The 24,705-nt window shown below is 45.6% G+C and carries 21 protein-coding genes; 19 read left to right on the top strand and 2 right to left on the bottom strand.

Annotation, left to right across the window (positions count from 1 at the left end):
• Nucleotides 1-15 precede the first annotated feature (15 nt).
• A complete protein-coding gene (locus tag DXB91_RS09975) occupies nucleotides 16-1,320 on the bottom strand; it encodes an MATE family efflux transporter (RefSeq protein ID WP_117551147.1) in 1,305 nt (434 codons plus the stop codon).
• A 174-nt stretch (nucleotides 1,321-1,494) separates the two neighbouring features.
• On the opposite strand from DXB91_RS09975, the gene DXB91_RS09970 reads away from it, so the two are divergent.
• The 17 genes from DXB91_RS09970 to thrS all read left to right on the top strand — a co-directional run bounded on the left by DXB91_RS09970 (nucleotide 1,495) and on the right by thrS (nucleotide 21,038).
• Complete coding sequence (locus tag DXB91_RS09970; protein ID WP_118017810.1) at nucleotides 1,495-2,373, top strand: AraC family transcriptional regulator; 879 nt, start codon at nucleotides 1,495-1,497, stop codon at nucleotides 2,371-2,373.
• A gap of 101 nt (nucleotides 2,374-2,474) precedes the next feature.
• Entirely contained in the window at nucleotides 2,475-3,980 is a 1,506-nt protein-coding gene (locus DXB91_RS09965) for an AAA family ATPase (protein ID WP_015534039.1), read from the top strand.
• A complete protein-coding gene (locus tag DXB91_RS09960) occupies nucleotides 3,964-4,731 on the top strand; it encodes a hypothetical protein (RefSeq protein ID WP_015534038.1) in 768 nt (255 codons plus the stop codon). The genes DXB91_RS09965 and DXB91_RS09960 overlap by 17 nt, the downstream gene beginning before the upstream one ends.
• Nucleotides 4,732-4,770: 39 nt before the next feature.
• Nucleotides 4,771-4,905, top strand: a complete 135-nt coding sequence (locus DXB91_RS14565; RefSeq protein WP_015534037.1) for a hypothetical protein — start codon at nucleotides 4,771-4,773, stop codon at nucleotides 4,903-4,905.
• A gap of 94 nt (nucleotides 4,906-4,999) precedes the next feature.
• On the top strand, nucleotides 5,000-6,403 hold the full coding sequence (trkA, locus tag DXB91_RS09955) for a Trk system potassium transporter TrkA (protein ID WP_165854738.1): 1,404 nt from the start codon (nucleotides 5,000-5,002) through the stop codon (nucleotides 6,401-6,403).
• Between the two features lie 23 nt (nucleotides 6,404-6,426).
• Complete coding sequence (locus DXB91_RS09950; RefSeq protein ID WP_117551151.1) at nucleotides 6,427-7,926, top strand: TrkH family potassium uptake protein; 1,500 nt, start codon at nucleotides 6,427-6,429, stop codon at nucleotides 7,924-7,926.
• Nucleotides 7,927-8,181: 255 nt separating this feature from the next.
• Complete coding sequence (locus tag DXB91_RS09945) at nucleotides 8,182-8,892, top strand: response regulator transcription factor (protein WP_015534035.1); 711 nt, start codon at nucleotides 8,182-8,184, stop codon at nucleotides 8,890-8,892.
• A 1-nt stretch (nucleotide 8,893) separates the two neighbouring features.
• On the top strand, nucleotides 8,894-10,429 hold the full coding sequence (locus DXB91_RS09940; RefSeq protein WP_118017808.1) for a HAMP domain-containing sensor histidine kinase: 1,536 nt from the start codon (nucleotides 8,894-8,896) through the stop codon (nucleotides 10,427-10,429).
• A 106-nt stretch (nucleotides 10,430-10,535) separates the two neighbouring features.
• Nucleotides 10,536-11,525: a 2-hydroxyacid dehydrogenase gene (locus DXB91_RS09935; RefSeq protein ID WP_015534033.1), complete on the top strand. Its 990-nt coding sequence runs from the start codon at nucleotides 10,536-10,538 to the stop codon at nucleotides 11,523-11,525.
• Nucleotides 11,526-11,566: 41 nt separating this feature from the next.
• Entirely contained in the window at nucleotides 11,567-12,367 is an 801-nt protein-coding gene (locus tag DXB91_RS09930) for a tetratricopeptide repeat protein (protein WP_015534032.1), read from the top strand.
• A gap of 74 nt (nucleotides 12,368-12,441) precedes the next feature.
• On the top strand, nucleotides 12,442-13,401 hold the full coding sequence (locus DXB91_RS09925; RefSeq protein WP_015534031.1) for an AAA family ATPase: 960 nt from the start codon (nucleotides 12,442-12,444) through the stop codon (nucleotides 13,399-13,401).
• Between the two features lie 36 nt (nucleotides 13,402-13,437).
• Entirely contained in the window at nucleotides 13,438-14,529 is a 1,092-nt protein-coding gene (locus DXB91_RS09920) for a DUF58 domain-containing protein (RefSeq protein WP_015534030.1), read from the top strand.
• 39 nt (nucleotides 14,530-14,568) lie between these two features.
• Nucleotides 14,569-16,689 (top strand): transglutaminase-like domain-containing protein, encoded by a 2,121-nt coding sequence (locus DXB91_RS09915; protein ID WP_117874836.1) that lies wholly within the window; start codon nucleotides 14,569-14,571, stop codon nucleotides 16,687-16,689.
• Between the two features lie 32 nt (nucleotides 16,690-16,721).
• A complete protein-coding gene (locus DXB91_RS09910; RefSeq protein ID WP_117874835.1) occupies nucleotides 16,722-17,426 on the top strand; it encodes an AzlC family ABC transporter permease in 705 nt (234 codons plus the stop codon).
• Nucleotides 17,426-17,734 (top strand): AzlD domain-containing protein, encoded by a 309-nt coding sequence (locus tag DXB91_RS09905; protein ID WP_117874832.1) that lies wholly within the window; start codon nucleotides 17,426-17,428, stop codon nucleotides 17,732-17,734. Before DXB91_RS09910 ends, DXB91_RS09905 begins: the two co-directional genes overlap by 1 nt.
• 90 nt (nucleotides 17,735-17,824) lie before the next feature.
• Nucleotides 17,825-18,844: a S66 family peptidase gene (locus DXB91_RS09900; protein WP_118017806.1), complete on the top strand. Its 1,020-nt coding sequence runs from the start codon at nucleotides 17,825-17,827 to the stop codon at nucleotides 18,842-18,844.
• A 430-nt stretch (nucleotides 18,845-19,274) separates the two neighbouring features.
• Nucleotides 19,275-21,038: a threonine--tRNA ligase gene (thrS, locus tag DXB91_RS09895; RefSeq protein WP_118017804.1), complete on the top strand. Its 1,764-nt coding sequence runs from the start codon at nucleotides 19,275-19,277 to the stop codon at nucleotides 21,036-21,038.
• Between the two features lie 338 nt (nucleotides 21,039-21,376).
• Here the strand turns inward: thrS and DXB91_RS09890 are convergent, their stop codons facing one another.
• Entirely contained in the window at nucleotides 21,377-21,811 is a 435-nt protein-coding gene (locus tag DXB91_RS09890; RefSeq protein ID WP_015534027.1) for an RrF2 family transcriptional regulator, read from the bottom strand.
• 504 nt (nucleotides 21,812-22,315) lie between these two features.
• On the opposite strand from DXB91_RS09890, the gene DXB91_RS09885 reads away from it, so the two are divergent.
• Together DXB91_RS09885 and cysK are read left to right on the top strand one after the other, a co-directional pair.
• Nucleotides 22,316-23,626 carry an O-acetylhomoserine aminocarboxypropyltransferase/cysteine synthase family protein gene (locus tag DXB91_RS09885; RefSeq protein WP_015534026.1) on the top strand — a complete coding sequence of 437 codons (1,311 nt, stop codon included), beginning with the start codon at nucleotides 22,316-22,318 and terminating at the stop codon, nucleotides 23,624-23,626.
• A gap of 79 nt (nucleotides 23,627-23,705) precedes the next feature.
• Entirely contained in the window at nucleotides 23,706-24,635 is a 930-nt protein-coding gene (gene cysK / locus DXB91_RS09880) for a cysteine synthase A (RefSeq protein ID WP_015534025.1), read from the top strand.
• Nucleotides 24,636-24,705: the final 70 nt, after the last annotated feature.

The raw sequence follows: 24,705 nt of genomic DNA, 5'->3' as shown, positions 1-24,705 counted from the left end.
GGTATTAGTGTATTATCACACCAGTTTCTTCTCTGTCCACTTTCCGCTTCGCCAGCGCAGAATCATGCCAACCGCACGCACACATTCGTCACAGGTAAGGCCGATGTAGGCTCCGGTTACGAGCAGACCAAGATGCAATCCGAACAGCCATGTGCCGCCGGCGGCACATACAAACATAAAGACAGCGGCTATAGAAGCGGGAAATACTGCATCGCCACTGGTCTTAAGGGCCTGGCCGTAGACAAGATTCGTAACTCTGCCTATTTCAAGTATGATGTCAATGGTAAGAAGCCTTGTAACAATGTGGATCATGTCCGGGTTGTCGGTGAACAGCTTCATGGTCCATGGGGCAGTAACAGCAAATAAAGATTCAAGACAGGTCGCCACGATCACACCGATCATGGCGGCCTTTTTGGTGTCTCTTTTACATGCCTCTATATCACCAGCACCGATATGCCATCCGGTCATTATGGCATTTGCCTGGGCAAGAGCTGATCCTGCACAGAAAGAGAAGTTGCTTATCTGGGAGGCATATGAGCGGGCGGTGACATTTAATCCGTCGGCATCCATCTGATTTAGAAATTTGACAACCAGCATCATTGCAACATTGTACAGCATAGATTCAAATGCGGATGGCAGACCTACCTTGATAATCTGTGAAAGAACAGTACCATTTGAGAGCCTTTCAGGGCTTCTGCCTGCTTTTACAAGGGTGCAGGAGAAAATAATAACTATCGACAGATTGATAACTTTAGATATGATCGTAGCTGTGGCAACGCCCTGTACTCCTCTGTGCAGTACAAAGAGAAATACCGCATTTAAAACAAAGTTTACAAGGTTGCCGATTATGGTAGCGATAAGAGGCTGCTTTGTGTGTCCAAATGCCCTTAGGTAGCTTGCAAAGATTGGAATCAGAGCATTCAGAAAACAGCCGCCACCCACGATCTCAAGATAGCTCATGGCAGGTTCTCTGAGGTTTCCGGCTATTCCTATCAGATCAAGAATATTTCCGGAGAAAATGAACAGGAATATAGACATTCCCATACCTATGACTGAGTTGAATATAAGACCAAGCTGGCGTGCCTGATAAGCAATCCCAGGTCTGCCTGCGCCGATATTCTGAGTCATGACCGTCATCATGCCGGATGATATGATGGAGAACATGATGATGAACATTCCGATATAACTGTTGGCGGTTCCGACAGCACCCACGGCATAGTCCCCAACTGATGATAGCATGAGTGTGTCAACCATACCGGACAACATATAGAAAAGTGTTTCAAAACATATAGGTATAAAAAGTGCAGATAATTTCTTCATATAACCGTTGCTCCTTTGCAGACTAGTGCCAAATTATATATTGTAACTAAATTGTATAATATCGCATTTTCACAGGCTGAATCTTGTACTATATCAATCAAAAGTTGCACATATTCCACATATGGGGTAGTATGACAACGTAGTATGAGACAAATGTGGAGGCAGGAGATTAAGATGTACGCAGAATTAAAGGAAAATCATCCACACGGGACAAGAGAATATCCATTTTGTGAGTATCATATGAGATACTGGCCACATGCATTCCAGATCCCGGTTCATTGGCATGATGAGGTGGAGATAATATATGTAAGGAAAGGTCCACTTATGGTTGAGATTGATGGACAGAAATTTATAGGGGATGACGGAGCTGTATATATAGTAAGTCCGGGAGTGCTGCATATGATGGCCGCCCCGGAAACACCGGTGGATTATTTTACATTTCTGTTTCCGATGGAATTCATATCATTTCAGACCAAGGATGAATTGGAGGATGAGATATTTTTTCCTCTTAGGAATCACACACGGGAATTCAGACCTGAAGTGACGAATCGGAATCTGCTTGAAAAACTTATACCTATTCTTGATGAGTTGTCAGAGGAAAATGGGAAATTTGGAACACACAGACAGATACAGGTGAGAATCAGACTGTTGCAGGTTGTAGATCTTTTAGTGGAATACGATCAGCTTGAAGCGAAGACAGGGAGAGCGACAGGTGGACTGGAAAAGGAGATACTTATATATATACAGGATAATTATCATGATCACATAAGTCTTGCTGAGCTTTCTGAACATTTTCATCTGTCGGAAAAGTACATGTCAAGATTCTTCAGTGAGAGATTTCACATGACGCTCACACAGTATGTGAACTATGTTAGACTTAAGTATGCAAGGCATCTTCTCGAGTCCACAGATCTGTCGGTTACCGAGATTGCCATGAAATCAGGTTACCCAAATGTAAGTTATTTTATCAGGAAATTTTCTGCGGCGGTGGGAGAACCACCGTTAAGATATAGAAATGGTAAAGCTGTGAAAGATCAAAAAAACAGAATATAAAATTCGAAAAACTTGATGGCTGTTGACGGAAATTGGAGATAACAATATAATGGTAATACAGTTTTATGACGTTATATTAAGAGTATCTGAGGAGACCATGAATGAGAATCAGACAATTTAGAGAAGACCACTGGGATAGGCTTCCCACGATAAGACTGCAGAAAGCGGTGCTTGACAACTTCAAGAGTGTGGAGCATGGAGAGATAGTATTTGCCTGTGGAAAGAAGTTTGTTCCGTATGGAACAGAATCAGATATATTGGGACTTTATGGACAGAACGGCTCGGGTAAGACGAGTTTTATAGAGGCGCTTGCCATACTGAAGCTTCTGATGATTGGAGCTGAGGTTCCGGCGGTGTATGCAGAATGTGTGGCAAAGGGTCAGGAGATGGCCAGACTGGAGTTTACATTTGACCTTCAGTACGAGGACGGACGCATCCGAAAGGTTGTGTACGAATTCCTCATGTCCGCCGTGGAGAATGAGACAAATAACGGATTCAGACAGTACGGAGGAGAGGATCAGAACAGTGGCCAGCCGAGCTACAGAGTCCGCATATCGGGTGAGAAACTGAGTATGTCAGGTGATTTTGAGGGCAGGAAGATGATACTTCAGCCTGTGATTGACACATGCACTGACGACATGCCGTTCGGGCCTGTATCGAAGCAGAAATATTTCATAACAAATGACAGAAAGTTCGTGGATGAGCTGAATGTGGTGAGAAGACTGGCGCAGGAAAAGTCGGCGTCGTTTATCTTCTCGCTCGGAACTGCAAAGGTGTGCGATGAGTGCGGGTTATACTCTGAGTTTTATCAGGTTATACTGGAGCTGGCGTACTACAGTCAGCTCTATCTTCATGTGGTAGACACGAAATCAACAGGATATATAAGACTCAACTACGGACTTCCGCTATACACACAGAGCGGTAAATTCCTTCTGAAGACGGATGTGCCGAACATCATGCCGGAGATAGTCTTCAGCGAGATAAAGAGCCAGTTTGAGAATATAAACATAGTCCTCAGCCAGATAGTTCCGGGACTTAATGTTGATCTTCACGAGCTGTCGCCTGCCCTCATGAAGGATGGCAGTATGGGACATGTGGTGGAGATAGTGTCCAGCAGGAATGAGACGGACATGAGTGTGTTCCACAATCAGGAGGCTGCGCCTGACGGAAGAGTACACATGCCATTCAGGTACGAGTCCGACGGTATCCGCAAGATCGTGTCGGTGCTCAGTCTGATAATAGATGCGTACAATGAGCAGTCGTGCACGATAGCCATAGACGAGCTGGATGCCGGTGTGTTTGAGTATCTTCTGGGAGAGGTGCTGCAGACGTTCCAGGAGTCTGGCAAGGGGCAGTTTATATTTACATCGCATAACCTCAGACCGTTGGAGGTCATAAGCAAGGATTATATATATTTCACCACGACAAATCCGAGAAATAGGTATATCCGTATGAAGGGAATCGGAAGCAGCAACAATCTCAGAAATACTTATTTCAGGGAGATCGTGGTTGGAGAACAGGACGAGGAGCTGTATAGGAATACGAAGAGGTTCAAGATTGTATCGGCATTCAGAAAGGCAGGTATGGATCATGGGGAAACGACCTAAGAAGAAGATCTTCCTGTTCCTTGTCGAGGGAGTGTCGGACCGGAATGCTCTTGAGGTGCCATTTGGACAGCTCCTTGAGGATATAGATCCTGATATTGTTCTGGAATTTGCCATGCTCATGCAGGATGACGGAAGCTTTGGCGGTGATATAACCTCAAAGAATGGCATACATCCTGACAACATAGAGCGGTTTATAGATGAGATAATGGTCAGTCCTCTGCTAAAGAGGACGGGCCTGTATCCGAAGGATATTGTGGAGATAATTCATTTTGTGGATATGGATGGGGCGTACATAGATGACAATCTGGTCGTGACTGATGGGGGAAATGAAGACAAGCCGGTATACTACCCGGATATCATTGTGACGGCAAATCCGGATCACGTGAAGGAGCGCAATCTCTGCAAGAGTGCGAATCTGGATGTGCTCACTTCGCTGTCATCAATAAAAATAGGAAGTAAAAAGATAAAATACTCCGTATACTATTTTTCGAGCAACCTGGATCATTTCCTGTATCGGGATGCAAATTCAGATGAGCACGGCAAGGTGCGGAGGGCGGCGGAGTTCTCGATGAAGCATGAGACGTCGGGATCGCTGGAGCGTTTTTTTGAGGAGAATGAGACTGTGACTACAGATATGACTTATGGGGAGTCATGGGATTTCATAAAGAGTGGGGAAAATTCTTTGAAGAGGCACACAAATGTGAATCTGCTCATAAAGAGGCTTAAGGCTATTGCGGAAAATCACATATAAAATAAACTCATAACAATAAAACAGGAGACAGAAAAGGCTATGAAGAAGAACAAAGAAGATGACGGAATCTACAGAAAACCCACCAAAGGTTTCAGCAAGAGAACAAATATGATAGTCGGCATAGCATTTGTCATATTTGTGCTGGTGTGCTGCATAATAAGACTGTTCGTGTAAGGTTTCAGTAAAGAAAAATGGCAGGTGTTGATTTTTATATTTAGCATGCTATACTTGGCTTAGTTAATTGAAGGTAATCAAGGAGGATAAATCCGTGTTTGGTAGCAGATCAAGCAAGAAGACGGGATTGAAGATCATAATAGTGGGCTGTGGAAAGGTTGGCGTGGCCATACTCAAGCAGCTTGCAAATGAGGGGCATGATATAACTATCATAGACAAGGATCCCCAGAAGGTCGCAACATACGCAAATCAGTATGATGTTATGGGAATAGTTGGAAACGGAGCAAATCACAGCGTGCAGCTTGAAGCGGGAATACAGAACGCAGATTTGATAGCTGCAGTCACGTCGTCGGATGAGCTCAACATCCTGTGCTGTACCATAGCCAAGCAGGTCGGAGACTGCGCGACCATAGCGAGACTCAGAGACCCGGATTACAGCAAGGAGGCAAGCTATCTCAGGGAGAAGCTTGGACTTACCATGATCATAAACCCTGAGCTTGAGACCGCAATCGAGGTGTCGAGGGTACTGTATCTGCCAACGGCTCTTGAGATAAATTCATTTGCACACGGACAGGCGGAGATGACCAGGATAAAGATCCCGGAGAAGAACGTGCTTGACAACAAGAGCATAGCTGATTTGGGTAAGGATCTTGCAAATAAACAGAAGCCGATAAATATACTTATAGCGGCAGTTGAGAGAGCCGGGGAGTTCTATATCCCTTCCGGAGATTTTGTGCTCAAGGCGGGAGATATCATGTCATGTGTGGGAACAAGACCTATGTCCAGAAAATTCATGGAGCATATAGGCTTTAAGACTGCCAGGGTCAAGGACACCATGATAATAGGAGGCGGCAATGTCGCTTACTATCTGGCTGGGCAGCTTGTCAACATGGGAATATCTGTCAAGATCATTGAGGAGAGCAAGAAACGATGCGAGGAGCTCTCTGTGCTTTTACCAAAAGCTATCATCATAAACGGTGATGGAACGGATCAGGAGACTCTGAACGAGGAGGGCCTTGCGGAGACTGAGTCATTTGTATCCCTGACAGGAATCGACGAGGAGAATATACTTTTGACTCTCCATGCCCGCAAACATTCAAATGCCAAGACGATAACCAAGATAAACAGGAGCAATTTCAGAGAGGTCATAAACAGCCTTGATCTGGGAAGTGTTGTATATCCATGCAGTATAACCGCGGAGTCCATAGTCGCATATGTCCGTGCGAAGAAGAATTCCAACAGTAACAGCATAGAGACACTCTATCACATGTTTGACTCAAGAGCTGAGGCTATAGAGTTCCGTGTGGATGAGAAGTCGGAGGTGACGGATATACCGCTGAAGGATCTCAATCTCAAGAAGAACCTCCTCATAGCATTTATAAATCGAAACGGTTCGATCCTGCTTCCAACAGGTCAGGATTCTATACAGGTTGGAGATACGGCCATGATAGTCACCACTGAGACAGGATTTACGGATATAAGAGATATACTTGCTTAAGGCAGTTTGATTAGGAGAAGATTATGAATAATTCCATGATAGTATTTATACTTGGCCAGATCATAAGACTTGAGGGTCTGCTCATGATCATTCCATGCCTGACATCTCTCATATATCAGGAACATGAAATATTTGCGTTCCTTATAGTCATAATATCATGTCTTGTGATAGGAACGCTTATGACACTTAGAAAACCGGCAAATCAGACCATATATCTCAAAGAGGGATGTGTAGCTACGGCATTCAGTTGGATACTGCTCAGTATATTTGGCTGCATGCCATTTGTCATTTCAGGGGAGATCCCTTCATTCACAAATGCACTGTTTGAGACCATATCGGGATTCACCACAACGGGAGCCAGCATACTGAGCGATGTGGAGAGTATGTCACACGGCATGATGCTGTGGAGATGCTTTACCCACTGGATAGGCGGTATGGGAGTTCTGGTGTTCCTGCTTGCCATCATTCCGATGAACAGTGCGTCCGGTTCAAATATGAACCTGATGAAGGCGGAGAGCCCGGGACCATCCGTTGGAAAGCTTGTTCCAAGACTCAAGCACACTGCCAGGATATTGTATGTTATCTACTTCGGAATGACGGTTCTGGAGGTCATTTTCCTTATGTTTGGACATATGTCATTGTTCGATGCTCTGTGTACGGCATTTGGAACAGCCGGAACAGGCGGTTTTGGAATAAAGAACGACAGCTTTGGAAGCTTCTCACCATATATACAGTGGGTTGTAACTGTGTTCATGATATTGTTTGGTGTGAATTTCAACTTTTATTATTTTGTGCTGTTCAGGAACATCCGAAAGGCACTTTCCATGGAGGAGGTCAGGACATATTTCCTCATCATCCTGACATCGGTGGTGATACTGTTTGTAAGTCTGATGAACACCATGTCAAATATGTGGGATGCCCTGCGACATGCGGCCTTCCAGGTGGCATCGATCATCACCACGACGGGTTACGCATCGGCGGATTTTGACCAGTGGTCACAGACCTGTAAGACGGTGCTGGTCATCCTGATGTTTGTCGGAGCTTGTGCGGGAAGCACCGGTGGCGGTATGAAGGTGTCGAGACTCGTGATAATGTTCAAGACCGTTGTCAAGGAACTGAGTTCGTATTTCCATCCGAAGAATATCAAGAAGATAAACATGGATGGCAAACCGGTGGAGCACGAGGTAGTCAGGGCGGTAAATGTATACTTCATCACGCTGATGGGAATATTTACCCTGTCTGTATTTCTTGTGTCTCTTGAGGGCAGGGATCTGGTGACCAACTTCACTGCGGTGGCATCGTGTCTCAACAATATAGGACCGGGTCTTTCCGAGGTAGGACCTACCAGAAACTTTGGCGGGCTGACGGGATTTACCAAGTATGTTCTGATGTTTGACATGCTTGCGGGACGACTGGAGCTCTTCCCATTGCTGCTCATATTCAATCCTGGCGTGTACAGGGACATGATCATGGGGGCATGGAGAGGCATAAAGCGAAGAAGACAGGAGAGAAGAGCAAACTGATAAATGTTATCATTACAAATGGCGGGCAGGTTATTGACATATGTTGGCAATTTGGATATACTCAGAAACAGTTAGACACACCTAACTATAGCTCTTCCAATCATTTTATAAAGAAAAGGCGGGGACTTCTCACATAGTGAGGGTTCCCGTTTTTTTATGACTTAAATTTCCTTACAAAGAAGTTTAGAATGGAATAAAGATATGAGTATTTGTTATAATGTACATACATTTGGTGTGGATAAGGAGTAATGCGATATGGAGAACGAAAAAGAATCTGTAAAAGTACTTATAGTGGACGACGAGCAGGACATCAGAACGCTGCTCAATATATATCTCAAGAGACTTGGATACGATGTTGTGGAGGCTGCCGATGGAGTTGAGGCTGTCGAGACCGTGCGTGCGGACAAGGACATCGATCTCATAGTTATGGACATAATGATGCCAAAGCTTTCAGGTACTGAGGCATGCCAGCAGATCAGAGAGTTTTCATCTATCCCAGTCCTCTTCTTGACGGCGAAGACGAAGGAGCCGGATCAGAACGAGGCATACGATGTGGGTGGCGATGATTTCCTGGCAAAGCCATTCACCCAGAGCGAGTTTAACCGCAAGGTGAATGCTCTTATCAGAAGATACAAGGTGTACCGCGGAAAATCAGAGACCGATCCAAAGAATATCTCAGTCGGCAATATAAATATTGACTCATTTAAGAGGATTGTGATCAAGAACGGTGAGGTCATCAAGCTCACCGACAAGGAGTATGCACTTCTGTTCTTCCTGGTGGAGCACAGAGGAAAGCCATGGTCACTCGAGGCACTCTACGAGAATATATGGCAGGAGAAGTATCTTCCTTCATCTTCCAATACGGTCATGGTACACATACTCAGACTCAGACAGAAGATAGAGGACAACTCAGCGCAGCCTGAGATCATTAGGACCATATATGGAAAGGGATATCAGGTAGACTGATATGAAGATGCCATTTAAGCGGACACTCAGGGTAAAGCTGTTTGTGATCATACTGCTTGGGCTAATATTGTCCATATCGGCTTTTTTTGCAGGAACATTTGCACTGAACAGCTACATGAAAAATGTATACATGAGTGACACGAATACACAGAAGAGATCCGCCAGACAGATCCAGAGCTTTGCTTCATATGTGACTAGCCATTCCATAAAGGCTACGGATACGCAGGCACTCAGGGCATGGCAGGAGCAGCACGACAATGTGTACATACTGATTTATAACAACAATGATATAGTATTCGACTCTGACTGGATGATAGAGAAGAAGGGCGCATACAAATATGTCATAACGAATTCGGAGACTGGTGAGATAATCATTCTGTTACAGGACAACTATGGAAATATCAGAAAGATCAAGAGGAAGGCATCCTCGAGCAGCGAATCCCAGAAGAAATCCGATGCGGTGACCGCGGATGAGGGAGCTTACTACGGCAATTCCAGCATGCTGCGAGGAGACCTCAATGAATTTGACTACGATTTCTATCCTGTTCTATTCAAGGATGGAGTGTTTGATGTCTGCATAGTTGACTATTCGGATGATACGATCAAGGATGTCGGAGAGATAGCGATATTTGTCATATGCTGTATCCTGTTCATCGGTGTGATAATAGTCTATTTCGGAAGAGAGATAGGCAGAATGAGACGCCTCACAAATGAGGTCATGGATATCAAGGATGTGGATATCAATGGGCCGATAACAATACACGGTCAGGATGAGATCTGTATGCTGGCGGAGAATGTAGACACCATGAGGCAGACCATTATTGAGCAGCTCAGCAGGGAGCGTGAGGCATGGCAGGCGAACAGTGATCTGGTCACAGCCATGGCCCATGATATAAGAACTCCGCTCACAGTCATGGCGGGATATCTGGAGCTCATGCAGAACAAGGAGTATTCATCCCAGGAGGAGCTTGACGAATACATAAGGATAAGTGCTGAGAAGGCGGAGCAGCTCAGGACGATGTCGGACAAGATGTTCAGATACTTCTATGTATATTCAAAGGGCGGTGAGGATCTCAACATGGAGATGTTCCCGGCGGGGCCGTTCCTTGACCAGATGCTTGGAGAGTATGTTGTGCTCCTGGGCGAGAATGGATATCAGTTCGACATTGATATCTCGGACAAGGAAGCCGAAATATACGTTGATCTTCAGGGTATGAAGAGAATAACCGACAATGTATTTACCAACATCAGAAAGTATTCGGACAAATCAAAAAGCATAGATATAAGGGTATATATAGACCGGAGAAAGGTAAGAATTTATTTCAGAAATTATATAAATCCAGAAGGTGGCAAGGCGGAGAGCACACACATAGGAACATTGACATGTCAGAAGATGGCGGAGGAGATGAATGGATCATTCACGACCTGCAGAAAGGGCAAGGTGTATGAGGCGACACTCACACTGCCGAACATGCTGAATGACGATGACTCACACGTTCCGACACAGGGACTTACAGCTATACTGTCACGCAAATAATAATCGGAGATCCTCTGTACACAGTTCAGAGAATCTCCGTTTTTGTACATAGAAAAAAGCAATGCTACACATTATACCGATAGAGGAAAAAACAGGAGGAACAGATATGAATATATTATTTTATGATACAAAGCGTTATGACATGGAGTCGTTCGATGCGATAAAAGATCAGTACGACAAGCTGACCATAGATTATGTGGACACAGATCTGTCGGTGAAGACCGCAAGACTTGCAAAGGGGTATGACGCCATATGTGCATTTGTCAGCTCGGATGTGAGTGCACCCGTTGTGAATGCGCTGAGTGATGCGGGCGTGAAGCTTATACTGATGAGATGCGCGGGCTTCAACAACGTGGATATGGATGCGGCAAAAAAATGCGGTATAACTGTGATGAGGGTTCCGGGCTATTCGCCTGAGGCTGTGGCGGAGCATGCGATGGCACTTGCCATGGCGGTGAACAGGAGACTGCACAAGAGCTATATAAAGGTGAGGGAGAACAACTTCAGTCTGGTCGGACTTACAGGCATGAACTTCTACGGCAAGACAGCCGGTATCGTCGGAACCGGTAAGATCGGGGCTGCCATGGCGAGGATATGTCATGGATTTGGAATGGATGTGATCGCTTACGATATGTATAAGAATCCGGACCTTGATTTTGTCAGATATGTGGAGCTCCCTGAGCTTCTGGCGGGATCTGATCTTATATCGCTTCACTGCCCGCTGACCGACGAGACCTACCATATGATAAATGAAGAGACCATTGGCATGATGAAGGATCACGTGATCCTGGTGAATACCTCCAGAGGTGCACTCATCAAGACCGACGATCTCATAGCTGGGATCAGAAGCAGAAAATTCTTCGGAATCGGGCTGGATGTATACGAGGAGGAGACTCCAAATGTATTTGAGAACAGGGAGGATGACATACTGGAGTCCTCGATCACTGCGAGACTGTTGTCATTTCCAAATGTGATAGTGACGTCTCATCAGGGATTTCTTACAGAGGAGGCACTGGAGGCGATAAGCAGGACCACTCTGGACAATGCCATGGATTTCCTTAATGGGTCTGTAAATGAATCGAATATTGTGTTATGATGTGATGACAGGATATTGTGAGAGAAATTGAGGTTGACTATATGAATATAAATGAGGTTTTTAGCGGGCTTGATAAGCTGTTCGCAGAGAACAGACTGCCGGAGGTGGAGAGATACCTTACCCAGGCACTCAGCGATGCTGAATATGAAAAGGATACTGATTCCATGCTTGCGATATACAATGAGCTTATCGGTTTTCACCGCACCACGGGAGAACACGACAAGGCACTGTATTTTTGCAGGCAGGTCATGAGGCTCGCTCATAAGATGGGGATTGAAGATACAGTTCCATATGGAACCGCTCTCATGAATATTGCAAATGAGAACAGGGCTGCAGGTAACCTGTTGGAAGCCCTGTCCTATTGCAGGAAGGTGTATGACATATATTCGGAGCAGCTCGGTCCATATGATATATTGCTGGCGGGTTATTATAACAACGTGGCGCTCATTTATCAGGAGCTTGGCGATTATGACAAGGCTGTTGATGCACTGGAGCACGCGCTCAGCATCATAGAAAGACATGAGAATGCCGGTACGGAGATTGTTGCCACATATGCCAATCTCGGCGAGAGCCTTCTCAGGGCAGGTCGGCTCAAGGAAGCTCAGGACAAGCTGACGGAGGCGGTGCGCAGATATCAGCTCAAGGGTGTCAGAGGATATCACTACAGTGCTGCGCTGTCTGCTGTTGCAGAGGTGTGGTACAGACAGGAGGACTACCAGCAGGCACTCAAATTTTATCAGCTTGCGGCAGAAGAACTCTACAGTGTCTATGGGGACAATGATACATACAGAGTTATAATGAATAATATAGAGACGGTAAAGGCGAAGCTTCAGCAGCAATGATAACAGGGAGGAAGTGGAAGAGCTTCCTCCCTGTTGCGTATGTAGACAGATAATCTGAAGGATGGGAGAACGAGATGAATTATAATGACAAGGTAATGGACGTTATAGATGAGGTGAAGAAGGTCGTCATAGGCAAGGATGTGTGTATTGCCAAGATAATGGCGGCGATAATCGCAGGCGGTAACATTCTCATGGACGATGTACCGGGAGTCGGCAAGACGACGATGGCTCTTGCATTTGCAAATGCAATGGGGCTCCAGAACAAGAGAGTCCAGTTTACACCGGATGTCCTTCCGGGAGATATAACGGGATTTACGATGTACGACAAGGCGACAAATCAGTTTGTGTACAGACCGGGTGCTGTTATGTGCAATCTGTTCCTCGCAGATGAGATAAACAGAACATCTCCAAAGACACAGTCGGCACTTCTCGAGGTTATGGAGGAGGGACATGTGACTGTGGATGGAGTGACATATCAGGTTCCGGATCCATTTATAGTAATTGCCACGGAGAACCCTATCGGCAGTGCCGGAACACAGCTTCTTCCTGATTCCCAGCTCGACAGATTTATGGTGTGCCTTAAGCTGGGATATCCATCCATAGAGAGCGAGCTGGATATAGTTAAGGGAAGAACCTCCGCTGATGGCTTTCAGGATGTACAGCCTGTAATAGGTGCGTCTGAGCTACGGCTTATCAGGGAGGAAGTAAAGCATGTCAAGGTCAGCGATGACGTGTATTCTTATATAGGCCAGCTTGTTGTTGGAACCAGAGAGAATCCAAGCCTTGAGCTAGGAGTGAGTCCAAGAGGAACGATAGCCCTCACCAAGATGGCGAAGAGCTGGGCATATATAAGCGGGAGAGATTTTGTCATACCTGAGGATGTGCAGATGGTGTGGACGGACGTCATAAGACACAGGATAGTCTTAAGTGCCAAGGCAAGGGTGAACCACATAACACAGGAGGCTGTGCTCAAGGACATAATGGAGAGGGTGTACAAACCGTCGGTTAGACGAAGAAGTTCGGCGAAAAAGTAGCATGAGATTTGGAAGCGTGTAGTGGTAGGATGTCGTATGAGACGAGGAATATTGTATATTGTCCTGATAGGGGCATGTGTATATATAGGAATAATCAATAAAGAAAAATCATACTTTTTCGCAGCGGTGATCATGACTGCTGTCATGCTGAGTCTTATAGCCGGGCTGATCGTGCGATACATAAGAACCAGTGTTAAGATGCAGATGAATATACCTGTGGTTGAGAAGAACAGTACATTTTGTCCGGAACTTGCGGTATCTGCCACCGGTGGTCAGGTACCCCATGTGGCAGCGGTGTTCAGTGTTCTTGCTCCGGGTATGAAGAAAAAGAAGAAGAGTACATTTGAACAGATAGATGACAGGTATGGAAAGTGCGTGGGAAAGATGAAGCTGGATGTCAGCGGAAGATACGAGATAAAGGCATCGGGCGTCAGGATATATGATGCTTTCCATATTTTCTCAATCAGGAAAAAGGTTGGTGGAACGGCGTACATTTACGTATTGCCTCAGTGCTATCTCGTTCCGGTGGAGGTCACGAAGAACACAAGAGATTTTGTGACGGACAGTGATGTATATTATTCGGATGTGAGAAGCGATGACTCGACCGAGGTGTATCAGGTGAGAGAGTACAGACCTGGAGACAGGATGACCCGTATCCACTGGAAGTTGTCGGCCAGACAGGATGAGATAATGGTCAGGGATACATCAAAGGCATTGTCGTGTCCGGTCATCATCTGTATGGATCTCGATGGAAGAAACTGCCGTCACTATGGACAGGCAATGTCTGTTGCGCTGGAATCCATGGTATCGGTGAGCTTTTCACTGATAGATGTTAAAGTCCCTCACTTTATAGCGTGGTATGATCCGGAGGAGATGTCCATAACGAGATACCGCATAGTCCGTGAGGAGGATGTGTACGATGCCGCTGCAAGGTTGTCGTATGTGGATGCCAGGACAAATGACAGCTACGATGTGATAGGAATGTACAGAGAGAGATACAGAGGTGAGGATTTCACAAGCTTCATCGACATAGACATGAATGGCAATATAGAGTGTGGAGATGAAAGTTTTCAGGTGGGATTTGAAACCATAAAGGAGGATCTTGCAAAATCCTATATCACGGTGTAGATTCTCCAGGCATCATCATAGAATTACAGAGGTGTGGAATTGAGAGTTGTTTTGGGACTGGCTGTATGGGCGTTGTCGCTTGGTATGACATACCTTGTGGGCGATATCGCATACAGCTCGGATATAAATAAATATATGGACTCCACCAATCTTGTGGGTGCGTATATCATAGGAAGTCTGGTGATAGCACTGGTTTATTCTCTGTGGTACATTTTGAGAAAAGAACAGAGGATACTGGATATTGTGGTTCCGGTTACTGTGTTGCTGGGTTGGGGGCTTGCCAGAAGAAAGCTGCTCTATGCCGGAGGAAAGGGCATGGTATACAGCATAGCATATGATCTGAAAAAGGTTTATGGGATAAAGACAGGACTCATAGATCTTGACTATGTCAGCGTGAGTGCTGTGACGGAATTTGTGCTTTTTATAGTGGCGGTGTCAATGTTCTTTGCCACTTATATGATATACAGGTGTAACAGTCTGATGATAGCTATCGGACTTGCATTTTTGGTTATGCTTGCTGGCGCAACACTCAGTGTACCTGTGAGTGCACCCGGAGTAGTGCTTACTGTATTGTCACTTATCGTGGCTAGATATGTTCTCATGAGAATGGGACAGCCGCTGTCGGTGGTGTGGAACATTGCAGTTCCTGTGACGGTATTTGCCGCGTGCCTTGTTGTCACCCTTCTTGTATATGACAGCGTATACGACAGAGGTGTGAAGGAACAAGGGAAACTGCTCGACATGGTGGACAATATGGAATATTTTCTGTCGGGGGAAAGTAACAAAGGATATTCAGGTTACTATAAGGTGGATGATTCTGAGGTCAATCCCGGTGATGAAGTTGTGGATGAGATAATCAGGGAGGATAAGCCTCAGGGAAATCTCTACGTCAAGTCGAGAAGCTATGTTACATATGAGAATGGGTCGTGGCACGGAAGGGCGGATGGACACAGCCCTGATGATGAGGTCATGGTGTATTATGATAAGGATACATTTGCAAGATACGAATCAGAGATACAGGGATATGCGCCAGATAAGAAGTTTTCCAATGAGGTCATGGACAAATTGGTGACATATATAAGACAGCATATGTCATATACCACAGCACCAAAGAAATTTACCGAGGGTGAGGATCCGGTCAACAGTGCGATGTATGACGTTCATGAGGGATATTGTGTTCACTTTGCTTCTGCGGCGGCGGTGGGCTTCAGGATACTGGGAATCTCCACCGTGTATAATACAGGTTATGTGGTGCCGTCGTCTGCGTGGATAAAGCAGTCGGATGGAACATACCGTGCGGTGGTTCTGGATAAATACAGTCATGCGTGGATTGAAGCGTACAGTGAGGATGCCGGTGACTGGGTGATCGTGGATGCCACACCGCTTGGAGACAGGGCGGATACTTTGGGGATACCGAAGGAACCGGATTACAGCGGTGATAATACTGCGGACAATTCATCGGATGATACAGAGGAGCCGGAGACTTCTGAGGAGACTTCAAGTCCGGATGTAACAACGGAGGCGACAACTGATTCGACAACCCAGATGTCAGAGAATACAGAAGTCACTACGGAGACGGATGGTGATTCTTCAAATGGCACAGGAGAAAATGGTAATCAGGTCGATGTCCCGAATGATGGCAGTGGAGATGCGCAGTCGGGATCACCAGGGGATGCCGGGGATGGTCTGTCGGAGCTTGTACAGAACAGAGTGTTCAGAACAGTCGTTGTTGTGCTTGCCGTGATACTGATATTGTGGGGCGCAGTCATCTTCAGAAGAAGGACGATAGTTGCGCGCAGGAGACGCAGGCTTGTGGGAAGAAACAGGATATCAGCTATATACGAGATGTCCACGGCGATGTATGATATGATGGTGTTTTCTGGTGCCATAGAGAACGTCAGTGAGAACGACACGGAGTATGCCGACACTGTCACGGAGTCGTGCAGCTTTATAAAGGGCGATGAGTTCACAGAGTTTATAAAATGGGTTCAGGCTGCTGTATACGGACGCGTTGAGCCGGATGACAGGCAGATCGCGGCTGCCAGAAAGCTGTATACAAAGGTAAGGGCATACACATATCTTGGCCTTGGGTTCAAGGACAGATTTGTGTGGAAGTATGTAAAGTGTTACGACTGCGGAGGACGCAGAAGGAAGAGATAACATAATTTGTCACGAAAGAAGTAGTATTTAAGATGGAATTTAGAAAAGGGTTAAAGGATGGAATACCGATAGCACTGGGGTATTTCGCAGTAAGTTTTAGTTTTGGTCTGCTGGCGGTAAAGGGCGGACTCACAAGTTTTCAGGCGGTCATCATAAGCCTGACAAATGTAACCAGTGCGGGACAGTTTGCAGGACTCAAGATTATCCTTGCAGGGGGAACGCTGGTTGAGATGATACTCACCCAGTTCATAATCAATCTGAGATATTCTCTCATGAGCCTGTCACTTTCACAGAAGCTTGGGGAGGCAGTTGGAATCAAGGAGAGACTCGTAATAGCATTTGCAAATACTGACGAGATATTTGCGGTGGCGATGGGCCATGTGAAGAAATTGACATTTGGGTATATGATAGGACTTCAGCTCCTTCCGATAGTCGGCTGGACGGGCGGAACGCTGTTCGGTGCGGTGGCATCCGGGATCCTTCCGAAGTCCATCAGCAGCGCATTAAGCTTGGCACTCTACGGAATGTTCGTTGCCATAGTCATGCCGGTCGCTAAGAAATCGAGACCGGTTGCCATAGTTGCGCTTGTGGCGGCAGTCATATCATGCGTGCTGTATTACGTTCCGATATTCAAATTCATATCGACGGGAATCGCCATAATCATAAGCACTGTGGCAGCGTCTGTGATCGGAGCTATATTCTTCCCTGTGGGAGCTGAGAAAGAAGAGGTGCAGTGATGAATATATACATATATATAATAACCATGGCGGTCGTCACCTACCTCATAAGAATGGTGCCGCTGGTGGCATTCCGCAAGAAGATAGAGAACAGATTCGTCAATTCATTCCTCTATTATGTACCGTATTCATGTCTCACGGCGCTGACACTTCCGTCTATACTATACAGTACGGAGAGTGTCATAAGCGCTGTGTGTGGATTTGCGGTTGCACTCATACTTGGAATAAAGCAGAAGGGACTTATAGTTGTGGCTGCTGCGGCGTGTGTGACGGTGTTCGTGGTTGAGTGGATATTAAAACTGATGTAGAAATTTATGATGTCTGGAGATTTGGACCGGATGTCTGAATATGATAAAACGATAAGAAGGAGGTAAGCAGGAAATACCTGTGTATGATATATGAGATTTCCGAAATTTATAAAAAGGGGCGATGCGATAGGTTTCGTTGCGCCATCATTTGGCTGTGATACAGAGCCGTATAAGACTGCATTTGGCAGAGCGCAGGAGAACTTCAGGAATATGGGTTTTGGTATACAGATCGGGCCAAACTGTTATGTCGGAGAAGGCATAGGAATCAGCAACAAGCCGGAGCTGTGCGGTCAGGAGATAAATGACTATTACACATCGGAGAAGAACGATGCACTCATATCCTGCGGCGGCGGAGAACTCATGTGCGAGATACTTAACTATGTTGATTTGGACAGACTGAGGGCAGCAGATCCGAAGTGGTTTATGGGATATTCGGACAACACAAATCTCACATTCCTGCTCACGACATTGTGCGATACGGCGTCCATATATGGTCCGTGTGCGGCGGCATTTGGACAAGAGCCGTGGCACCGATCAGTTGCGGATGCTATGGCGGTCCTTCAGGGACAGAAACTGTCATTTGCCGGATATGACGGATGGGAGAAGGAATCCCTCAGGGATGAGGAACATCCATTCCTGCCATACAACATCACAGAGCCAAGAGTGATAAAGGGCTATCCTGAGAAGTTCCAGGTGAGCGGGCGAATGATAGGTGGCTGCGTGGATTGTCTGGTGAACCTTATAGGAACAAAGTTTGACCATGTTGGCGAATTCCTTGAGAGATATAAGGATGATGGATTTATCTGGTTCCTTGAGTCATGTGATCTGAACGTCATGTCCATAAGGCGCGCCATGTGGCAGATGGATGGTGGCGGATGGTTCAGATACTGCAAGGGATTTATGATAGGCAGACCGCTGCAGTTCGGACAGGAGATGATGGGCCTTGACCAGTATCAGGCTGTGCTGGGGATCATAGGAAAATACAATGTGCCTGTCGTGATGGATGTGGATCTCGGACATCTGTCACCGATGATGCCTGTGGTATGCGGCAGCATGGGAACTCTTATGGTGGACGGCCAGGATATGAGTCTTTCCATGGAGATGAGGTAGAGAGAAGTCTGTTGGCTGTTTGATTGGCTGAAAATGGTTGAAAAAATAAAGACAAAAAAATAAAAAATACTATTGTGAAAAAAAATATATCGTGCTACACTAGGTGGCAGATATGACAAAGGCATAGACGGAAAGAGTAGTGTGGTGGATGCATCCAGAGAGAGCTGCATATGTGAATCGGACTCAGATATGAATCAGACGTGAGCCAGAACATATGGTGGGAGCAGCTTATGATATATCACATGAAGACCACTCCCGAGCCGTGCGCGATATAAGCGTCACCGCGTAGCTGCGTTAAAGGCATAATTGAGTTAAAAGTTAAGGTGGAAACGTGCATACGCACCCTTAGATAGATTATATCTAAGGGTGCTTTTTTAGTTGTTACATGCAATTTATTTTCACTTTATAAGAAGTAAGAAGGAGAACTGACATGGTTAATTTCAAAGAAGACGAACAGCTTAAGACACTGAATCATTCCTGTGCACATCTTATGGCACAGGCTATCAAGCATCTGTACCCACAGGCAAAGTTCTGGGTAGGACCGGTAGTTGCAGAAGGATTCTACTACGATGTAGATCTCGGCGATGACGTTATCAGAGGCGAGGAAGATCTCGCAGCCATCGAGAAAGAGATGAAGAAGGTTGCCAAGAGCGGCAAGAAGATCATCCGCAAGGAGATATCCAAGGAAGAAGCTCTTGAGATGTTCAAGGATGACGAGTACAAGCTCGATCTTATAAATGGACTTGAGGATGGAACGATCACATGCTATGAGCAGGGTGATTTCACAGACCTCTGCCGTGGACCTCACGTAGACAATGTAAAGCTTTGCCGTAACTTTAAGCTCATCAGACATTCAGGAGCTTACTGGAAGGGCGACAGCAAGAACAAGGTTCTTCAGAGAATATATGGTGTGTGCTTCCCTACAAAGGAGGAGCTTGAGGAGCATCTTCAGTTACTTGAAGAGGCTAAGGAGAGAGACCACAGAAAGATCGGCAAGGACATGCAGCTCTTCATGGTTGATGACCTCGTAGGACGTGGACTTCCAATGTTCCTTCCAAAGGGATATACAGTATGGCAGGAGCTTGAGAACTATATCAAGCGCAAGGAGAGAAAGCTTGGCTACCTCCACGTTATGACACCTTGTGTAGGTACAGTAAACCTCTACAAGACATCAGGTCACTGGGATCACTACAAGGACAACATGTTCCCGGCAATGGAGATGGAGGGAGAGTCATTTGTACTTCGTCCAATGAACTGCCCACACCACATGATGATATATGCAAACAAGATGCACTCATATAAGGATCTTCCTATCAGGATCGCTGAGATCGCACACGACTTCAGATTTGAGGCAAGTGGTACACTCAAGGGTATTGAGAGAGGAAGACACTTCTGTCAGAACGATTCACATATATTTGTGACACCAGACCAGATCGAGGAAGAGTTTGCAGGAGTTGTTAAGCTCATATTTGACACATACAAGGATTTCGGAATCACAGATTACAGATGCGTACTGTCACTCCGTGACCCAGAGGACAAGGTAAAGTATCACGATGACGATGAGATGTGGAACAAAGCAGAGAATGCACTCAGAAGAGTTCTTGATGATATAGGAATCGATTACACAGAGGAGATCGGTGAGGCTGCATTCTACGGACCAAAGCTTGATGTAAATGTTAAGCCGGCCGTAGGAAATGAGTATACACTCTCGACATGTCAGCTCGACTTCTGTCTGCCAGCTAAGTTCGATCTGAAGTATATCGACAAGGACGGCGAGAAGAAGACACCTGTAGTTCTCCACAGAGCTATCCTTGGATCTCTCGACAGATTCATGGCTTACATCCTTGAGGAGACAAAGGGCAATCTGCCAACATGGCTTGCACCTGTACAGGTAAGAGTTATGCCTGTAAAGACAGACAACGAGGATCTTATGGCTTATGCTCACAAGGTTGTTGATGCCCTTGATGCCATCGACGTTCGTGTAGAGCTTGATGACAGAGCAGAGAAGCTTGGTTATCGTATGCGTGAGGGTCAGGTTCAGAAGGTTCCATACCTTCTCGTAATCGGATTCAACGAGGCTGAGAACGGAACAGTATCATACAGACTCCACGGTGAGGCTGACACAACAGTTCTTCCACTTGACGAGTTCGTACAGAAGATCGACACAGAGATCAAGACAATGGCTCACAAGTAAGAGCGAAAATTTTATACCACAGGTTCACTTACCCTGTCCGCAAGGACAGGGTATTATTTTTTGTAAATAAATGCATAATTTGAGGGAGGTATATGATCTCTGTGAAAAATATGGTGAATACATAGATAACAGGTATTATATGTACCGTGAGGAACACGGATTTGAGATGCCGGAAGATGTGTTCCCTGGGAATGGTGTAAAGCCGTATGTTGAGAAAGTTGTACGGATTTTGAAGTCAAAAATATAAAAATATAACAAAAGCATGTATATATGAATCCCAGCTGCCCTGCTGGAAATCATATATACATGCTTTTATGCTTTGATAGGGCAAATATGATTTAAATGCAATAGTTATCTGCCGCCTCAGGTCTTTCTGCCACAAGGTCAGCGATGGTGGTGGTGTCTACCACGTCCCGGATCGCTTTGTCCAGTCTGCGCCAGAGACCTATGGTGGAGCATCTTGCCTCGCGTTCGCACTGGAATTCATCTGCATCAAGGCACGCAACAGGAGATATGCCGCCCTCAGTGAGCCTTAAAACCATTCCAACTGTTATGTCTTCAGGGGCTTTTCGGAGAAGATAACCTCCCTGTGGACCTCTGGTGCTCTTCACCAGCCCGCCGGAGTTCAGCACAGAAGTGATCTGCTCAAGATATTTCTCGGATATTTCCTCCTGTGCGGCAACATCCTTGATGCTCACTGGCTTGCCGTCTGTCCTCGATGCTATATTTATAAGGAAACGCAGAGCGTAACGCCCTTTTGTGGATACTTTCATAATATAAACCTCCCAAATGCCTGTATTTACTGATGATTTCACATCATTTACACGTCTATTATAACATCTGAAAAAAAACAATCAAGATAATTCATAAAAAACCTATTGACAAAGTGGGAATTAGGCTGTAATATACAGCTATGCTTAATTCATAGTTTCCGAGTAGGAATTATGTGAAAAGTAAAAATAATCACAGAAATGATGCGATCAAGTCAAATTTCAAAGACGAAAATCGAGAAAGAGGTGTTGATATGCTGGGAAGTACATTTAAACCACAGTACCTTAACGAAGACAGACGAATGTGTTTCATAGAAGTCATGTGTTGCTGCTGTTAAAGCGAACACAGAACAAATAATCATGACACAGATATAAATAACAGATCATACATAATAGACAGAAGATAATAAAGAAGAGTATAATGCCACATGAGCTCATATACATGACAAGATGAATGGGCAGGTGCGCATGACAGATAAACTATTTGAATTTAAGGAGAATAAGATCATGGCAAAGAAGACAAGAGCAGAGAGAAATTTAAAGTTTGAGACATTACAGTTACACGTAGGACAGGAGACAGCAGACCCGGTTACGGATGCAAGAGCGGTACCAATCTACCAGACATCATCATTCGTATTCCACAACTCACAGCATGCAGCTGACAGATTTGCACTCAAGGATGCCGGCAACATCTACGGAAGACTTACAAACCCAACAGAGGATGTATTTGAGAGAAGAATCGCAGCCCTCGAGGGTGGCGTTGCAGCACTGGCAGTTGGCTCAGGCGCAGCAGCAGTAACATACACAATTCAGAACCTTGCACTTGCAGGAGACCACATCGTAGCAGCAAAGAATATCTACGGCGGAACATACAATCTCCTTGCACATACACTCAAGGATTACAATGTAGATACAACATTCGTTGATCCACTTGATCCACAGGCATTTGAGGATGCTATTCAGGAGAACACAAAGGCTCTCTACATCGAGGTCCTTGGAAATCCTAACTCAGAGGTTTCAGATATCGAGACAATTGCAAATATCGCTCACGCACACAAGATTCCACTTGTGATCGACAGCACATTTGCAACACCATATCTCGTAAGACCTATCGAGTACGGCGCTGACATCGTAGTTCACTCAGCAACAAAGTTTATCGGTGGACACGGAACAACTATCGGTGGCGTCATCATCGACAGCGGTAACTTCGACTGGAAGGCATCAGGCAAGTTCCCACAGCTCACTGAGCCAAATGAGAGCTACCACGGCGTAAGCTTTGTAGACGCAGCAGGTCCTGCAGCATTTGTCACAAGGATCAGAGCTATCCTCCTCCGTGACACAGGTGCTACGATCTCACCAATACACTCATGGATATTCCTTCAGGGACTTGAAACACTGTCACTCCGTGTTGAGAGACATGTATCAAATGCACTCAAGGTAGTTGAGTACCTGAACAATCATCCACTTGTTGAGAAGGTAAACCATCCTTCAGTTTCAACAGATCCTGAGCAGCAGAGACTGTACAAGAAGTACTTCCCTAACGGTGGTGGTTCAATCTTCACATTTGAGATCAAGGGTGACGCAGAGACAGCCAAGAAGTTCATTGACAATCTGGAGATATTCTCACTTCTTGCAAATGTCGCTGATGTAAAGTCACTGGCTATCCACCCGGCATCAACAACTCACTCAGAGCTGAATGAGGCTGAGCTTATCGATCAGGGAATCAAGCAGAACACTATCAGACTTTCAATCGGTACTGAGAACATAGACGATATCATCGAGGATCTTGACGAGGCATTCAAGGCAATTCAGGAGTAATCGATATAAATAATGAATATAAGAGAAGACCACAAATAGTGAGCATAATAAATATCAGGAAAGGTAATGGTACGATAATATGAGTAATATATATAAGAGTGCAGCAGAACTTATAGGTAAGACTCCACTTCTGGAGCTTTCAAACATAGAGAAGAAGAATGATCTCAAGGCAAATATCCTTGCAAAGCTTGAGTATTTCAACCCAGCAGGAAGTGTAAAGGACAGAATCGCATTCCAGATGATCGAGGATGCTGAGAAGGATGGAACACTTAAGCCGGGTGCAACCATCATCGAGCCTACATCAGGTAACACAGGTATCGGTCTTGCATCCATAGCAACAGCCAAGGGTTACAAGGCGATCATCGTTATGCCTGAGACCATGAGCGTTGAGAGACGTAACATCATCAAGGCATACGGTGCTGAGATAGTTCTCACAGACGGAACAAAGGGAATGAAGGGAGCCATCGCAAAGGCTGATGAGCTTTCAAAGGAGATCCCTGGCAGCTTTGTAGCTGGACAGTTCGTAAATCCATCCAATCCAAAGGCACACAGACTCACAACTGGTCCTGAAATCTGGGAGGATACAGACGGCAAGGTAGATGTATTTGTAGCCGGTATCGGAACAGGTGGAACTATCACAGGCGTTGGCGAGTATCTGAAGGAGAAGAATCCAGATGTAAAGGTCATCGCCGTTGAGCCTGCCACATCACCAGTCCTCTCAAAGGGCGTTTCAGGAGCACACAAGATACAGGGAATCGGTGCAGGATTTGTTCCTGACACACTTAACACAAAGGTATATGACGAGATCATCGCCGTTGAGAATGATGACGCATTTGTAGCAGCAAAGGAGATCGCATCAGCAGAGGGAATCCTCGTAGGAATCTCATCAGGTGCAGCTTACTTTGCAGCAAAGCAGATCGCAGAGCGCCCTGAGTATGCAGGCAAGAATATCGTAGTACTTCTTCCAGACAGTGGAGACAGATATTACTCAACTCCGTTATTCGGCTAAATGGATATATAGTAATTGCTGTGATATAGAATTTATATGAAAAAGCCACCACATCGTGTTTTGATGTGGT

The organism is Coprococcus sp. OM06-34AC (assembly GCF_003462545.1).
GTDB classification, from domain to species: domain Bacteria; phylum Bacillota; class Clostridia; order Lachnospirales; family Lachnospiraceae; genus Coprococcus; species Coprococcus aceti.
This window is presented reverse-complemented; position numbering and strand designations above follow the sequence as displayed.

Coding starts and splice junctions, on each gene's coding strand:
- cysK (WP_015534025.1), top strand. CDS start 23,706: ATGAGTAATATATATAAGAGTGCAGCAGAACTTATAGGTAAGACTCCA.
- DXB91_RS09945 (WP_015534035.1), top strand. CDS start 8,182: ATGGAGAACGAAAAAGAATCTGTAAAAGTACTTATAGTGGACGACGAG.
- DXB91_RS09890 (WP_015534027.1), bottom strand. CDS start 21,811: ATGAAAGTATCCACAAAAGGGCGTTACGCTCTGCGTTTCCTTATAAAT.
- DXB91_RS09970 (WP_118017810.1), top strand. CDS start 1,495: ATGTACGCAGAATTAAAGGAAAATCATCCACACGGGACAAGAGAATAT.
- DXB91_RS09940 (WP_118017808.1), top strand. CDS start 8,894: ATGAAGATGCCATTTAAGCGGACACTCAGGGTAAAGCTGTTTGTGATC.
- thrS (WP_118017804.1), top strand. CDS start 19,275: ATGGTTAATTTCAAAGAAGACGAACAGCTTAAGACACTGAATCATTCC.
- DXB91_RS09905 (WP_117874832.1), top strand. CDS start 17,426: ATGAATATATACATATATATAATAACCATGGCGGTCGTCACCTACCTC.
- DXB91_RS09960 (WP_015534038.1), top strand. CDS start 3,964: ATGGGGAAACGACCTAAGAAGAAGATCTTCCTGTTCCTTGTCGAGGGA.
- DXB91_RS09910 (WP_117874835.1), top strand. CDS start 16,722: ATGGAATTTAGAAAAGGGTTAAAGGATGGAATACCGATAGCACTGGGG.
- DXB91_RS14565 (WP_015534037.1), top strand. CDS start 4,771: ATGAAGAAGAACAAAGAAGATGACGGAATCTACAGAAAACCCACCAAA.
- DXB91_RS09950 (WP_117551151.1), top strand. CDS start 6,427: ATGAATAATTCCATGATAGTATTTATACTTGGCCAGATCATAAGACTT.
- DXB91_RS09975 (WP_117551147.1), bottom strand. CDS start 1,320: ATGAAGAAATTATCTGCACTTTTTATACCTATATGTTTTGAAACACTT.
- DXB91_RS09935 (WP_015534033.1), top strand. CDS start 10,536: ATGAATATATTATTTTATGATACAAAGCGTTATGACATGGAGTCGTTC.
- DXB91_RS09900 (WP_118017806.1), top strand. CDS start 17,825: ATGAGATTTCCGAAATTTATAAAAAGGGGCGATGCGATAGGTTTCGTT.
- DXB91_RS09920 (WP_015534030.1), top strand. CDS start 13,438: ATGAGACGAGGAATATTGTATATTGTCCTGATAGGGGCATGTGTATAT.
- DXB91_RS09885 (WP_015534026.1), top strand. CDS start 22,316: ATGGCAAAGAAGACAAGAGCAGAGAGAAATTTAAAGTTTGAGACATTA.
- DXB91_RS09930 (WP_015534032.1), top strand. CDS start 11,567: ATGAATATAAATGAGGTTTTTAGCGGGCTTGATAAGCTGTTCGCAGAG.
- DXB91_RS09965 (WP_015534039.1), top strand. CDS start 2,475: ATGAGAATCAGACAATTTAGAGAAGACCACTGGGATAGGCTTCCCACG.
- DXB91_RS09925 (WP_015534031.1), top strand. CDS start 12,442: ATGAATTATAATGACAAGGTAATGGACGTTATAGATGAGGTGAAGAAG.